Origin of the sequence: Ureibacillus aquaedulcis, assembly GCF_030418165.1 — a bacterium.
GTDB classification, from domain to species: Bacteria; Bacillota; Bacilli; order Bacillales_A; family Planococcaceae; genus Ureibacillus; species Ureibacillus aquaedulcis.
In genome coordinates this window covers 363,390-377,910 of sequence record NZ_JAUHTQ010000002.1, presented here as the reverse complement: position 1 = coordinate 377,910, position 14,521 = coordinate 363,390, and the positions used below count along the sequence as shown (strand labels likewise).

General features: G+C 38.5%; 16 protein-coding genes and 1 riboswitch. Of the genes, 14 read left to right on the top strand and 2 right to left on the bottom strand.

Annotation, left to right across the window (positions count from 1 at the left end):
* Window positions 1–30: 30 nt before the first annotated feature.
* The 3 genes from QYB95_RS04450 (at window position 31) to QYB95_RS04440 (ending at window position 3,438) form a co-directional block, all read left to right on the top strand.
* Complete coding sequence (locus QYB95_RS04450) at window positions 31–477, top strand: MarR family winged helix-turn-helix transcriptional regulator (protein ID WP_301136955.1); 447 nt, start codon at window positions 31–33, stop codon at window positions 475–477.
* A gap of 68 nt (window positions 478–545) precedes the next feature.
* Window positions 546–1,895: an NAD(P)-binding domain-containing protein gene (locus QYB95_RS04445; RefSeq protein ID WP_301136954.1), complete on the top strand. Its 1,350-nt coding sequence runs from the start codon at window positions 546–548 to the stop codon at window positions 1,893–1,895.
* 835 nt (window positions 1,896–2,730) lie between these two features.
* Window positions 2,731–3,438, top strand: a complete 708-nt coding sequence (locus QYB95_RS04440) for a DNA alkylation repair protein (protein WP_301136952.1) — start codon at window positions 2,731–2,733, stop codon at window positions 3,436–3,438.
* A gap of 99 nt (window positions 3,439–3,537) precedes the next feature.
* Here QYB95_RS04440 and QYB95_RS04435 read toward each other — a convergent pair whose 3' ends face one another.
* Together QYB95_RS04435 and QYB95_RS04430 are read right to left on the bottom strand one after the other, a co-directional pair.
* Window positions 3,538–3,735 (bottom strand): YwbE family protein, encoded by a 198-nt coding sequence (locus QYB95_RS04435; RefSeq protein ID WP_301136950.1) that lies wholly within the window; start codon window positions 3,733–3,735, stop codon window positions 3,538–3,540.
* The gene (locus QYB95_RS04430; RefSeq protein ID WP_301136948.1) at window positions 3,735–3,926 is read right to left on the bottom strand and encodes a hypothetical protein; all 192 of its coding nucleotides are present in this window, start codon (window positions 3,924–3,926) and stop codon (window positions 3,735–3,737) included. Before QYB95_RS04430 ends, QYB95_RS04435 begins: the two co-directional genes overlap by 1 nt.
* A 15-nt stretch (window positions 3,927–3,941) precedes the next feature.
* On the opposite strand from QYB95_RS04430, the gene QYB95_RS04425 reads away from it, so the two are divergent.
* The 11 genes from QYB95_RS04425 (at window position 3,942) to QYB95_RS04375 (ending at window position 14,162) form a co-directional block, all read left to right on the top strand.
* Window positions 3,942–4,265 carry a hypothetical protein gene (locus tag QYB95_RS04425; RefSeq protein WP_301136947.1) on the top strand — a complete coding sequence of 108 codons (324 nt, stop codon included), beginning with the start codon at window positions 3,942–3,944 and terminating at the stop codon, window positions 4,263–4,265.
* Window positions 4,266–4,648: 383 nt separating this feature from the next.
* A riboswitch (PreQ1 riboswitch) is annotated at window positions 4,649–4,695 on the top strand.
* 123 nt (window positions 4,696–4,818) lie between these two features.
* On the top strand, window positions 4,819–5,319 hold the full coding sequence (gene queF / locus QYB95_RS04420; RefSeq protein ID WP_301136945.1) for a preQ(1) synthase: 501 nt from the start codon (window positions 4,819–4,821) through the stop codon (window positions 5,317–5,319).
* Between the two features lie 114 nt (window positions 5,320–5,433).
* Window positions 5,434–6,093, top strand: a complete 660-nt coding sequence (queC, locus tag QYB95_RS04415; protein ID WP_301136944.1) for a 7-cyano-7-deazaguanine synthase QueC — start codon at window positions 5,434–5,436, stop codon at window positions 6,091–6,093.
* A gap of 3 nt (window positions 6,094–6,096) precedes the next feature.
* The gene (queD, locus tag QYB95_RS04410) at window positions 6,097–6,570 is read left to right on the top strand and encodes a 6-carboxytetrahydropterin synthase QueD (RefSeq protein WP_301136941.1); all 474 of its coding nucleotides are present in this window, start codon (window positions 6,097–6,099) and stop codon (window positions 6,568–6,570) included.
* Window positions 6,563–7,291, top strand: a complete 729-nt coding sequence (gene queE, locus QYB95_RS04405) for a 7-carboxy-7-deazaguanine synthase QueE (protein ID WP_301136940.1) — start codon at window positions 6,563–6,565, stop codon at window positions 7,289–7,291. The genes queD and queE overlap by 8 nt, the downstream gene beginning before the upstream one ends.
* Before the next feature lie 41 nt (window positions 7,292–7,332).
* A complete protein-coding gene (locus QYB95_RS04400) occupies window positions 7,333–7,872 on the top strand; it encodes a VUT family protein (protein WP_301136939.1) in 540 nt (179 codons plus the stop codon).
* Between the two features lie 479 nt (window positions 7,873–8,351).
* Entirely contained in the window at window positions 8,352–9,371 is a 1,020-nt protein-coding gene (locus QYB95_RS04395; protein WP_301136937.1) for a mannonate dehydratase, read from the top strand.
* Window positions 9,372–9,500: 129 nt separating this feature from the next.
* Complete coding sequence (gene kdgD / locus QYB95_RS04390; protein WP_301136936.1) at window positions 9,501–10,439, top strand: 5-dehydro-4-deoxyglucarate dehydratase; 939 nt, start codon at window positions 9,501–9,503, stop codon at window positions 10,437–10,439.
* Window positions 10,426–11,886 (top strand): alpha-ketoglutaric semialdehyde dehydrogenase GucD, encoded by a 1,461-nt coding sequence (gucD, locus tag QYB95_RS04385; protein ID WP_301136935.1) that lies wholly within the window; start codon window positions 10,426–10,428, stop codon window positions 11,884–11,886. The genes kdgD and gucD overlap by 14 nt, the downstream gene beginning before the upstream one ends.
* A 179-nt stretch (window positions 11,887–12,065) precedes the next feature.
* Window positions 12,066–13,412: an enolase C-terminal domain-like protein gene (locus QYB95_RS04380; RefSeq protein ID WP_301136934.1), complete on the top strand. Its 1,347-nt coding sequence runs from the start codon at window positions 12,066–12,068 to the stop codon at window positions 13,410–13,412.
* A gap of 69 nt (window positions 13,413–13,481) precedes the next feature.
* A complete protein-coding gene (locus QYB95_RS04375) occupies window positions 13,482–14,162 on the top strand; it encodes a FadR/GntR family transcriptional regulator (protein WP_301136933.1) in 681 nt (226 codons plus the stop codon).
* The last annotated feature ends 359 nt before the right edge of the window (window positions 14,163–14,521 follow it).

The window sequence follows — 14,521 nt, the reverse complement described above, 5'->3', positions numbered from 1 at the left end:
TAAAGTATAAAGAAATTAAGAGGTGAAAATATGGAAAATAAACGCGAGATTTTCCATGTGCTAACGAGAAGATTCGGTTTATTGGATAAAAATTGTTGTGCTGTAGGGAACTTCGAGATATCTATTGTTCAAAGCCATATCCTTTATGAGATCGATAAACAGTTTGAACCATCCATGCAGCAAATAGCCGAATCCCTGGCCATGGATATAACAACATTCAGCAGACAGATACAATCGTTGGTTAAAATGGAATTAGTAAAGAAAGCACCTGCACCGCAAGATAAACGGGTATCCATACTAAGTTTATCGGCACAAGGAAAATTTGTAGCAGCATCTATCGATCATTCCATGAATGCATATCTAGAAGAGGTATTTTCCCATATGAATGAATTTGAAAGAGAAACTGTTATTCGTTCCTTAAAGTTATTAAACGAGGCCATGTCAAAATCCTCTGTTTGCTGTAAACCTTTATACTAAGCAAGAGAAATCTTGCTTTAATTTTTAAATAATACTTGCAATATGCAAATAAAATAACTGGAGGTTTTATGATGACTAAGTGTGGAAAAGGTAACGAAATTGTATATGGTTGTACTCGTTCTGGTGAAAAAGTTCCAAATAAAGAAGGTGAATCTAAAGAGTTGCCAATCGCGGTTATAGGTGGGGGACCAATTGGTTTAGCTGCTGCTGCCCATCTAGCGGATCAAGGGCAAAATTTCATCTTGTTAGAATCAGGATCAAGCATTGGAAGCAATATCATCGAATGGAGCCATGTTCGTCTTTTCTCACCTTGGCAATACAACATTGACAAAGCTGCAAAAAAATTACTGATTGCCAGTGGATGGACTGAACCCCCGGCAGGAGTTCTTCCTACAGGGAAAGAATTAGTTAAATCTTATTTAGATCCTTTATCAAAATTACCCGATATCCAAAGAAATTTATATTTAAATTCAAAAGTAATCTCCATTAGCAAAAAAGGTTTGGATAAGATGAAAAATTCGGGAAGAGAACAAGCGTCATTTGTTATGTATGTCGAGCAACTAGGGATTACTAAAAGAATTAAGACAAGAGCGATAATTGATGCAACGGGTACTTGGTCAAATCCTAACCCGATCAATGCAGATAATGTTTGGACAGAGGAAGAGGGAGCGCTCAGCAAAAACATTCACTATGGAATACCAGACATAGCGGGAAATAACCGGCATCGATATACCGGTAAACGGGTGGCGGTTATCGGAGGCGGTCACTCAGCGATTAATTCCATTCTGGAGCTTTCACAATTAGGGGATAGTGTCGAAATCCATTGGCTGATGCGCAAGAAAAAAGTTGAAGAAGCGTATGGAGGAGAAGAAAAAGACGCCCTTACTGCACGAGGAGAATTAGGGAGTCGTATCCATCATTTAGTTGATAAGGGTAAGGTGAAGGTTTATACACCATTTAGGATTGATAGGTTAATACGTGGAAACAATGGCATTGAACTAAGCGGGGAATTTAAAGGAGAAAAATATACACTTTCCGAAATTGACGAAATTATTGCGAATACGGGAAGCAGACCTGATTTCTCCTTTTTGCGAGAAATTAGAATAAATATCGATTCCGCAACCGAAAGTGCAGGGGCACTTTCTCCTTTAATTGATCCGAATCTGCACAGCTGTGGAACAGTTCGCCCCCACGGAGAAGAGATACTAAGACAGCCGGAGAAAAATTTTTATATCGTTGGTATGAAAAGCTACGGTCGTGCTCCAACATTTTTAATGGCTACAGGCTACGAACAAGTTCGTTCAGTTGTTTCGTATCTTTCCGGAGATATTGAAGCTTCCAAAAAGGTAGGGCTTGAATTGCCGGAAACAGGTGTATGCAGCATTAATCTTGCCAACAATTTAACGTGCTGCAATTAAAATGGGGGCGAATTGATATTATGATTGTGAATAACGGGGGCAACTTATCCAAAGAATATTTCATTGCTTATTTCAGGCTTATAATAAATGCCAGGGGTTACTCAATAGAAAAAGCTCAGGAATATATATTGCAACATTTCTTTAACGGTAACTTAAATTCATTTGGGCATTATAGTTATACTAATTATTTGAAGGCAGTAGAGGAATTAACTTTCGTTAAATTAGAGTTGTAAACGGGAGTTTCAATTTGCATGTGTTCTTCTGTTTGTATGTAGAATGAAAAAATTGGAAGTGTTTTGCGACCATGTGACAAATCGTAGGTGGACCGTCCTCGTGGTGTTTCAAAGTAAGTGTGAAGTGACAAATCATTTGGCAATAACAAGAATTTGCCCAAAGCATGGAGTCTACGTGCCAGAACATATGGCAACAACTAAATACTATCCCTGTGAGCTTCATAAAATTTCCGAAGCGACAGTTCATTCCCAAATATCTGCCATAAAATTAAAAACCCGGAATAAATTCCGGGTTTTGATTACACTTACATCATGTTATCCACGACACACTGCCTCGCTTTCGCATCGAATCTTAAGATTTTACCTAAGAAAACTGTGCTTTAGCAATTCAGTTAAATGTTCTTCAATGAAAATCAATGAATCCCATCCATCGGGTTAACCCTCCCAATCATTGGAGTTGAAGTGAAATCTTTAATAGTATAGCGCATCATGAATTTTTTATACGTTTTTTTAAAAATTAGATAAAAAAGTAAAGATTGCAGGATACTTATGGTAATCTACATGTAGATAAATACCATGAAACAAGAAGGAAGTGCTACAGTATGGATTTCGAAACGGTTATGGAGGAACTCGAGGCCCTTGGTAAGGAGCGGACTAAAAAAACTTACATAAGTAATGGAGCATACGAACCAGTATTTGGTGTGGCTACAGGTGCAATGAAACCACTTGCGAAGAAAAACAAAAGCAATCAGGAATTGGCTGAGCAGTTATACGCAACCGGAAATTACGATGCCATGTATTTTGCTGGTATGATTGCAGACCCTACAATAATGACCGAAGCAGATTTTGAACGATGGATAGATAAAGCCTATTTTTATATGCTGTCGGATTATGTAGTTGCTGTAACATTGGCAGAAACGGATATTGCACAAAAGGTGTCAGATCAGTGGATAGAAAGTGGGAAAGAGCTTCGAATGTCAGCGGGCTGGAGCTGTTATTGCTGGCTATTTGGAAATCGCCCGGATGATGAATTTAATTCAAGGAAGATCTCAGTTCTTTTAGATCAAATTGAAAAAACAATTCAAGACTCTCCTGAGCGCACGAAGGCTTCGATGTGCAATTTTGTATATACGGCTGCAATATCATTCATACCTGTCCATGAAAAAGCGGTTGAAATTGCGAAATCCATTGGAACTGTTGAAATCAAGCGAGACAACAAAAAAAGCAGTATTGTAGATATTTCCGCTAATATTCAAAAAGATTTGGATCGAGGGGCATTGGGTTTTAAAAGAAAATATGTTAGATGTTAAGGTGTTTATAATATTATTATGTAAACTAAAAATCTAATACTTAAAATAGTATAGAAGCATTCAAGACATTGTGATGAGCTTGAATGCTTTTTTATATCTCTATTTAGAATGGATTTCCTGTACGCGGCCAATCTGCCCATCCATAAGCCTGACCTTGATGCCATGGGGGTGGTTCGGTGATTTGGTAAGAATGTCTTTTACGATTCCCCTAGTAAGTACTCCGGTTCTTTGATCCCTTTTTAAAACGATATCAACAGTGATACCTGGTTGAATATCTTTACGACTTTGCCCGTTCATTAAACACCCATTTTTCTGCGAGTATTGCTGGCTTTTTTAGTTTGCTGGCTTTTCATTTTCTGGCTTGAAAGGTCGGTTTTCATTTTCCCTTTGCCATTGGATGCGTTGTTTTTTTTGTTTTCAAGCTGCTGCTTTACTAGTTCTTGCAAGCTTTTCTTTTTTGGCGCATCATTTTGATTGTTTTCTGTCATAGGAATTTCCTCCTTATGGAATTTGTTAGTCAGTCAAGTATAATCGATTTTTATGGCTTTGGAAAGAATGTACTTACTGCAAATTCTAGTGAAAATCTATCCAATAGAGTTTCCTCAAAGACAAATAGTGAGTTGAAGAAGAAAAATTGTCAAATAGAAGGTGCCTCAAAGACAAATAGTGAGTTAAAGGTGAAAATGTGTCCAATAGAAGCTGTCTCAAAGACAAATATTGAGTTAAAGAAGGAAAATTGTCAAATAGAAGGTGCCTCAAAGACAAATAGTGAGTTGAAGGTGAAAATTTGTCCAATAGAGATGCCTCAAAGACAAATATTGAGTTAAAGGTGAAAATTTGTCCAATAGAAGGTGCCTCAAAGACAAATAGTGAGTTGAAGGTGAAAATTTGTCCAATAGAGATGCCTCAAAGACAAATAGTGAGTTAAAGAAGGAAAATTGTCCAAAAGAAGGTACCTCAAAGACAAATAGTGAGTTAAAGAAGAAAAACTGTCCAATAGAAGGTGCCTCAAGACAAATATTAAGCTAAAGAAGAAAAATGTTAATAGAAGAACCTTCATGGACAATTACTGAAATGATGGAGATAAATCTTATAATAGTTAATGAAAAATGGAATTCTCGAATTCTATTTAAATAGGAGTTATGGAAAAATGTATTGACTTCCTCCATAGTTTTCTATACCATAATGAAGAATAAATTGCCCGAACATATCGGGAGAGGTTCATAGCTGATACCCTCTATAAAAAACTATGGAAACATGACATTATGCCATGTCCATATCAGGACACGGCTTTTTTTATTTGTTTCATATTTTTTTATATTGCTGTGCTAAAGCCTCTCTTGAAAAGTATTGGGATACATTTTCAAGGAGGATTTTTTTATGTCAGGCCGCAAAAATACAGAAGGTTTAAACGATTTAACATTATTAGGAAACCAAAATACACAATATCCATCCGATTATGCGCCGGAAGTTCTGGAAGCTGTGGATAGTCTTCACTCAAACCGTGATTATTTTGTAAAGTTTAATTGTCCGGAGTTTACGAGTCTTTGTCCGATTACTGGTCAACCCGACTTTGCAACAATGTACATTTCCTACATTCCAGATCAAAAAATTGTAGAAAGCAAATCACTAAAGCTGTATTTATTCAGCTTCAGAAACCATGGGGATTTCCATGAAGACTGTGTGAATATTATTATGAATGATCTAATTAAATTACTGGACCCGAGATATATTGAAGTTTGGGGAAAATTCACTCCACGTGGCGGGATTTCGATTGATCCATGGTGCAACTACGGAAAACCAGGGACGAAGTATGAAGAAATGGCGAATTATCGTTTAATGAATCATGACCTGAACCCGGAAAAAGTTGATAATCGTTAATCAAATACTCCTTCTTGCAAAGAAGGAAGAGGTTTTAGCTACCCTCTTAAAAAAACTAAGAAGAAACAGCATTTCTCTTAGGGTGCTGTTTTTTCAATTAAGGGAGTTTTATAAATGATGCGAGATAAAGCATTGGTTGTCTTTAGTGGCGGTCAAGACAGTACTACTTGCCTGTTCTGGGCAAAGGAACGTTATTCACAGGTAGAAGCGGTGACTTTTGATTATGGTCAACGGCATAGCCTTGAAATTGATTGTGCAAAAGAGATTGCTAAGGAACTAAATGTAAAACATCATATTTTGGATATGTCGCTTCTAAATCAACTTGCACCTAATGCATTAACTAGAGCAGACATGGAGGTAACGGATGGAAACGACGGAGAGCTTCCATCTACATTTGTTCCTGGTAGGAATTTACTGTTTTTATCATTTGCTGGTGTATTAGCAAGTCAGATTGGAGCAAAACACATCGTAACAGGTGTATGTGAAACGGACTTTAGCGGCTATCCGGATTGTCGTGATATTTTCATCAAGTCGTTGAATGTCACGTTAAATCTATCTATGGACGATTCTTTTGTTGTTGAAACACCTCTCATGTGGCTGAACAAAGCACAAACCTGGGAGCTTGCAGACAAATTAGGCGCTCTTGAATTTATTCGTGAAAAAACGTTGACTTGCTATAACGGTGTGATTGCAGACGGGTGTGGGGAATGTCCAGCTTGTAAGTTGCGTCAAAAAGGGCTTGATGAATATTTAAGCTTTACTAAGGAGTCCTAACACATGCGTGAATTTCGAATTGTCGACAAGCTTCAAAAAATTGACGAAGATATAAAGAGTAATGAATTAAAATACCATTCTAAGCGTGTTCTCGTCAGCAAAGAATTTACCTTTGATGCAGCACATCATTTACATAACTATGAAGGTAAATGTAAAAACCTACATGGCCATACCTATCGCGCAATATTAGGGATAAGTGGCTATACAGATGAACGTGGCTTAGTAATAGATTTCAGCGATATAAAAGAAATTTGGAAACAAAAAATTGAGATAGATTTAGACCATCGCTATTTGAATGAAACACTGCCTTCAATGAATACAACTGCAGAAAATATTGTTGTTTGGATTTATGAAAAGCTTTCGGAAGCGTTGCTTCAGGTACAGGAAGCAAACGATTTGAGAGTAGAATTCGTTCGATTATACGAAACGCCAACAAGCTATGCAGAAGTAAGATGGGAGTGGATGAACCTTGAGTAAAATTCCCGTTATTGAAATTTTTGGACCGACTATACAGGGTGAAGGAATGGTAGTTGGTCAGAAGACGATGTTTGTGAGGACAGCTGGTTGTGACTATTCCTGTTCATGGTGCGATTCTTCATTTACATGGGACGGTAGTGGAAAGCATTTAATTGCTCAAATGTCAGCTGAAGAGATATGGGCTGAGTTGAAGCGTCTTGGAGGCGATGGATTTTCATTTGTGACGATTTCGGGCGGAAATCCTGTACTTCTTCGGAATCTAGAATCACTCATTTCGATCTTAAATGCAAATGACATAAAAATCGGAGTGGAGACACAGGGGAGCAAATGGCAAGATTGGCTATATAAGATAGATGAATTAACAATCTCGCCAAAGCCCCCGAGTTCAGGAATGGATACGAATTATTCAATCCTTTCTGAAATAGTAGAAAAACTTGAAAATCCAGACAGCAATCAGCATATTTCACTGAAAATTGTTGTCTTTAATGAAGAGGATTATGATTATGCAAAGAAAATTCATTTCATGTACCCTGCAATTCCTTTTTACCTTCAAGTAGGTAATGACGATATTGCAGAGAGGAATAATCAGCAATTGATCAGTCGTTTACTGGAGAAATACGAAACATTGATTGACAAGGTAGTTGCAGACAATGAATTAAGGAATGTTAAAGTCCTGCCGCAACTACATACGCTTGTTTGGGGAAATAAAAGAGGCGTATAGTTATGAATCTAAAATTTTTAAGATGATTTAAGGAGAGACACATGAGAATATTATTTTATTTATTATCAATTGTGATTGCCAATGTAGTCACAGCGCGATTTGCACCATTAGAGCTTGGTATGTTCATCATTCCGATGGGGACGCTTTTTGTTGGGGCAACCTTCATCTTTCGTGATCTCGTACAAAATAAATATGGAAGAAGAAAAACGTATCTATTTATCTTCACGGCATTGTTTTTGTCGGCACTGGTATCTTACTTATTAGGTGACACATTAATGGTGGTTGCGGCATCAGCACTTTCATTTTTAATCGCGGAAACGGCGGATACCGAAATCTATACACGCTTGAAGCTGCCAATGGCTTGGCGGGTATTTTACAGCGGAATTGCTGGGGGGCTGCTGGATTCTGTCGTGTTCGTCATCATCGGCCTAAGTCCACTTGGAGCAGGCTTCTTGCCATGGGAAGCAGTACCCGCGGCCATTATAGGTCAAGTCATTGTAAAAACGGTCATTCAAATGATTGGTGCCTTGGTCTTATCTCGAATTCAGGGAATGAAAGAAAGAGACATGATTACAGGGTAACATTTAAATCTTGAATAGATTCATATAAAAAGCAATAGACTAAGGACTTTCAACATTTAATGTTGAAGGTCTTTTTGTCATGCTCATGAACAAAAATGCACGTAGAAACCTCTGTTATGTCTATTTTTGCTAGTTTTTTATTTGGAAAAAAAGAATTTTCTTCAAAAATTGAAACTTATTAAAAGAAACATATTGACTTATATTGTATGATTGTCTTACAATTAATTTATCAGAAAATTCTATAAAGATAAGGGGGATGAAATGTTTCACCCGGAACCTGAGTAAGGATGAAGGTAGCTGCTCTTATCTCTGTTTGAAATCGCTTTCAGTTCTGATTTTTTAAGTGGCATTAATTCGGGGAAGCAGCATTCCATGATTTTTTAGCAGGTCAGTATATATATATAAATACTGAGGAAACTTCATCATCTATTTAAGCATTATAAGAGTTTAATAATTTGCGATTGGGAGAGGTGACATCTGTGAAGATTTCAGTAACCGTCAATACAACTGATCTATCTGATCTGGATTTACAACAGATGGTGCAGCTGGGAATTGATTGTGTTGACTTTGGGATCGGCCATTCTTTTAAAGGTGTTAAAGAACAAGGCTTTCCGGATTTAGACGAACTTTTAGTGTTAAAAAAGCGTTTGCGCAGCTGGGGATTAGAAATGAATCGTGTCACACTGCCTAATATTACAAGCGCTTTTATGGAAGAGCAGCCAGGTAGTGAAAAGGAACTTGAAAATTCTATTAATGCGGTAAAAGTCTTTGGGGAGGCAGGTATCTCGATTGTACGACAACGCTTTGAAGGCGATGTGTTCTATGGTCGTTCCCAAAGCTATAAATCTATACAACGTGGTGGCATGATTGGCAGGGGGGAGAGTGTAGGCTTATTAAGCAAGAAAGACCCTACCCCTACAAGTGAGGAGCTAACACGTTGGTGGGGTAACTTCCAACGGGCATATCGAGAAATTGTAGACGTGGCACTAGATAAAAACGTAAATGTTGCGATGCATCCATCTGATACACCGCACCCGGATTCTCCTTTTGGAGGGATTGGTCTTCACCGCATTATCGATGACTTCCCTCAAAAGAATGTCGGTTTCGTATATTGTATCGGAACTAGAGCTGAAGCTGGTGGCTCGTCATTGGTTATGGATGAAATCAACCATTTTGGAAGAAAGAATCGTATCTTCCTGGTTCACTTCCGAAATGTACGTGGAAGCCTTCCAACAGCAGGCGCTTTTGAAGAAGCAATGTTGGATGATGGGGATCTCAACATGTTTAAAATCTTACTTGAACTCGACAAAGTTGGGTACAAGGGATGTATCAATCCTGATCACGTTTTAACTTTTGCAGGCGATACACCAGACCTGGATGATAAATGGGCATATTCGAATATTGGATGGAAACATTCCAGCTTAGGCTTTGCATACTCGATTGGGTATATGAAAGCCCTTCTGAATGCACTGGTGGAATATAAAGGAAGAGCATATTAGGGAGGGGATTTATGAATAGCACAATAGCATAAGCGTGTTGAGGAAATGCAACCCTCATCAAATTTTAATTGTCTAACAATATTACAAATGGGTAAAAAAATAATAATAGAATGAAAGAAGGTTAATAGTATGCAAACAAGAGAAATTCCAAGAGGTATTTTAGGTTTTCCTGTAACACCAATGAATGATGATTTATCAATTGATTATGTAGCTTTTCAGCGAAATGTTGAATTCTTGATTGAAAATGGTTTAGAGTCTGTATTTATCGCTTGTGGGGCGGGTGAATTACACGCAATCGATAATGAAGAGTATGAGCAATTGATTATTAAAGCGAAAGAAGTAGTAAATGGCCGAGTACCGATTTACACAGGAGTTGGCGGGAACATTACCGCTGCATTACAGCAAACAAAATTATCGGCGAAGCATCAAGTTGATGGCTATCTTATTTTACCGCCATACTTGATTGAACCATCACAAGATGGAATCTATGAATATGTGAAAACAATTGCAGAAAGTACTGAATTGAATGCAATTGTGTACCAACGTGATAACTGTACTTTGACAGTGGACACATTAAAGAAATTGGCTGAAATCCCACAACTTAAAGGATTTAAAGATGGAGTAGGGAATATTGAGGTGAATGTCGAATTTACACAAGCATTGGGGGACCGTTTTGTATGGATCAACGGTATGCCGCTTGCAGAGGTAACAATGCCAACTTATGTCCATATTGGCTATGACACATATTCATCCGCTATTTCGAACTATATTCCTTATGTTTCAAAACAATATTTTGAAGCTTTACAAAATGGGGATAAACAAAAAGTTAGCGAGATTTATGAGGACATTATTTTCCCGATTCATAATATTCGCAGACAAAAGAAAGGCTATGCGGTTTCCCTGATCAAGGCAGGTATGCAAATTGTTGGATTACCGGTAAGTACTAATGTTCGTCCCCCAATTGCTCCAGTAGAGCCTGAGCATTATGAAGCACTAAAAGCGATTATTGCAAAAGCTGAGGAAAAATACGGCAACTTAAAAGGAGATGGATCTTATGTCAGTAACTAATCAAGAATCTGCAGTAAAAGTATATGGCAACTATATTAATGGTGAATGGGTAAATTCTGCAACTGGTGAAGTATCTGAAAGTACTAATCCAGCGAATCCTTCGGAAGTAGTGGGGATTATTCAAAAATCTTCCATTGAAGAAGTAAATGAAGCATTTACAGCAGCAAACGATGCACATAAATCTTGGAGTCGTCTAGCTGCACCTACACGCGGAGATTACCTGCTTAAGGTATCTAATATATTAGAAGAAAGATTAGACGAAATTGCATTAACAATGACGAAGGAAATGGGTAAAACTTTTGCAGAAGCAAAAGGGGAAGCAGCTCGTGGAGTAGCCATTTTACGCTATTATGCAGGCGAAGGAATGCGTTCAACTGGAGATGTTATCCCATCAAGCGATTCAGATGCCTTGATGTTTACTAAACGTACTTCACTAGGGGTTGTTGGTGTCATCACACCATGGAACTTCCCGATAGCTATTCCTATCTGGAAAATGGCACCTGCACTTGTTTACGGAAATACTGTCGTTTTAAAACCGGCTAATGAGACATCTGTAACAGCAGCAAAAATTGTTGAATGCTTCGATCAAGCTAATTTGCCAAAAGGTGTCATCAACCTAGTAACTGGATCAGGTGCTGTAATAGGAGATGCAATGCTTGCAAACCCACATATTAAAGCTGTTACGTTCACTGGTTCTAACACAGTAGGTAAACATATTGGCCGACTGGCATTCGACAAGGGCATTAAATATCAGCTTGAAATGGGCGGGAAAAATCCTGTTATTGTAGCAGAAGATGCGGATTTAGATCTAGCAGTCGAAGCAACAATCAGCGGGGGCTTGAAATCTACTGGACAAAAGTGTACAGCGACAAGTCGCGTTATTGTACATGAGGCTGTATATGAAGAATTTAGAAAGAAACTAGTAGAAGAAACTGCGAAGATTACGGTTGGAAGCGGAGAAGATTCATCCACTTGGATGGGGCCATGTTCAAGTGCTTCCCAGTTGGAAACTGTGCTGTCGTATATCGAAATTGGACAACAAGAGGGTGCCGAACTATTGCAGGGTGGAGAGCGCGTTGATCGTGAGGGCTACTTTGTAACGCCGGCAATCTTCGATAAAGTAACACCAGATATGCGAATCGCACGAGAAGAGATCTTCGGACCAGTACTGGGCTTGATGAAAGTTTCAAGCATGGAAGAAGCTATTGAATTGGCAAATGACTCCGAATTCGGTTTAAGTGCATCAATCTTTACGACTAATATTCAAAAAATGCTGACATTCATCAATGAAATGGATGCAGGATTAGTACGTATCAATGCTGAAAGTGCTGGGGTTGAGCTTCAGGCGCCATTTGGTGGAATGAAGCAATCTAGTTCTCATTCACGTGAACAGGGTCGTGCTGCAATCGAATTCTTCACTTCTATTAAAACTGTGTTTGTAAAGTAAGTTTATTCTCAGCCATGGTGCTTCGCCATGGCTGCCAATAATTTTTGTAAAACATAGGCAAAGTTAATCGGTACACTTTGAAAGATAGTGTCCATAACTTAATCGCAATGCTCATTTTCATCTTCTAATTAAGGATAATCGGGATTTTAAATTGATTTCACAGTAGTGGAGGGATTGTAATGGAAACGGCAAATCTTACGTCAGTTGTTCCTGTAGTACGGGATGTAAAAGTGTACCCTGTTGCTGGGTATGATAGCATGTTACTAAATTTGAGTGGTGCACATAGTCCATTCTTTACAAGAAATATTTTGGTATTGGAAGACAGTATGGGGAATATCGGTGTTGGTGAAGTTCCTGGAGGAGAAGAAATTGCTAAAACACTAGAGGAAGCTGCATCGCTGATCGTAGATAAGAAAATAGGTCAGTACAAAGCAATACTTTCATCGATTCGCCAAAAATTCTCTTATAAAGATAGTGGCGGGCGTGGTTTACAAACTTTTGACCTGCGCACAACAATTCACGTTGTAACTGCAGTAGAATCTGCGCTGCTTGACCTCCTGGGGCAGCATCTTGAAGTACCTGTATGTGATTTATTGGGAGATGGCCGTCAAAGAGAAAGCGTAAAAATGCTGGGCTATCTATTCTATATCGGGGACCGCAACAAAACTAATTTGCCATACTTAACAGGCGAAGGATCTGTGGATGATTGGACATATTTACGCCATCAAGAAGCTATGACGCCAGAAGCGATTGTGAAGTTGGCGGAAGCGGCATATGAGCGTTATGGTTTTGAAGATTTTAAGTTAAAAGGTGGTGTCTTATCACCAGAAGAAGAAATGGATGCAATCGAAGCACTTGTTAAGCGCTTCCCGAATGCAAGGATAACTCTAGATCCTAATGGTGGATGGACACTTGAGGAAGCTGTTAAAGCGATGAAAAATCGCGGACATTTGCTTGCATATGCTGAAGATCCATGCGGTGCCGAGAATGGCTACTCATCCCGTGAAATAATGGCGGAATTTAAACGTCGCACTGGTTTGAAAACGGCTACAAACATGGTATCGACGGATTGGCGCCAATTTGGCCATGCGCATACGCTGCAGTCAGTTGATATTCCTTTGGCAGATCCACATTTCTGGACAATGGAGGGCTCGGTTAAAGTTGCCCAACTTTGTCATGAATGGGGTTACACATGGGGTTCTCATTCCAACAACCATTTTGATATTTCTCTGGCTATGTTTACACATGTAGCAGGAGCGGCTCCAGGTGATATAACAGCAATTGATACACACTGGATCTGGCAGGATGGCCAACAGTTAACGAAAGAACCATTTAAGATTGTAAATGGAGAAGTAGCTGTACCAACCAAACCGGGATTAGGAGTCGAGCTTGATTGGGAAGCATTAAAAAGAGCTAACGAATTATATATAGAAAATGCGCTAGGAACGCGTGATGATTCCGTAGCTATGCAGTTTTTAGTGCCGAATTGGAAGTTTGATCCGAAAAAGCCGTGTCTTGTTCGCTAATAAATTCAATTCTTTTTCATATATAGTATAATAAATCATGTAGATGACAGAATAGGTGTGTGAATTAGATTGAATAAATTTTCTTCTGGAAATATTAAACGAACAACACTTTCTCAGCAAGTGCTCGACAATGTTGTCAATTTATTGATGAGCGGACAATTAAAGCCAGGAGATCGGTTGCCTTCGGAATTCGAATTAATGGAACAATTCGCGGTAAGTCGTCCGGTACTAAGAGAGTCGCTAAGTGCGCTGGAAACCTTGGAAATCGTTACACGCAAGCCGAGGGATGGCACAATTATTAATGATAAAATAAGCAGTTCGCCCTTCAAGGCGATGCTGGCCCTATCCATTAATGATGTACCGGCCATTATAGAAGCTCGTATGGTTTTGGAACTTGGCCTTGTGACGATGGCTTGCGAGAAAATTACGGATGACGAGCTGGAAAGATTAAAAAGCACGATTGATGCGATTGAACAAAATCGCGATAAGGATTACGGTTATTTAGATCAAGAATTCCACCGAATTATTGCAGAAGCAGCTGAAAACCCGGTTGTGGAGGGGATGATTGTAGCATTACTGATTGCTCACAAGAAAACGGATAGTTTAATTACTTATCGTGACCCTGATATAACAATAGAGCATCACTTGGCAATTTATTCGGCACTACAACAAAGGGATCACATGGCAGCCTATAATGCCATGTATAAACATTTATCCTTTGTTCGTACAAAGATTTTAAATAAGCAATAATGTTGTCTATATTTTTACTAAAGGGAGCGACACCGAAAAAAGGTGATCGCTTTTTTCATATGCGATTAGATTGAAAGTAGGTAATCTCCCTAGAACACTATCGATTTCAAGGCGGAGAAGACCATATCCTTATTGTTTCTATGTAGTTCAGTTTTAAGTTATAGGATTTGCTGAAATAATCAAGAGAAAGTGAAGTACCGCTTTCTCTTTTGTTTTGTTTTATTCTATTTCCGTAATCATCCTTTAAGTTTTTTCAAGAAATATAATTAAATAATAGAGCTATTCTGGTCTTTACATAGTTATATAGAATGCAGACGACTTACTTATTCAACCTTGATTAGAAATTAAATTTAGGAATT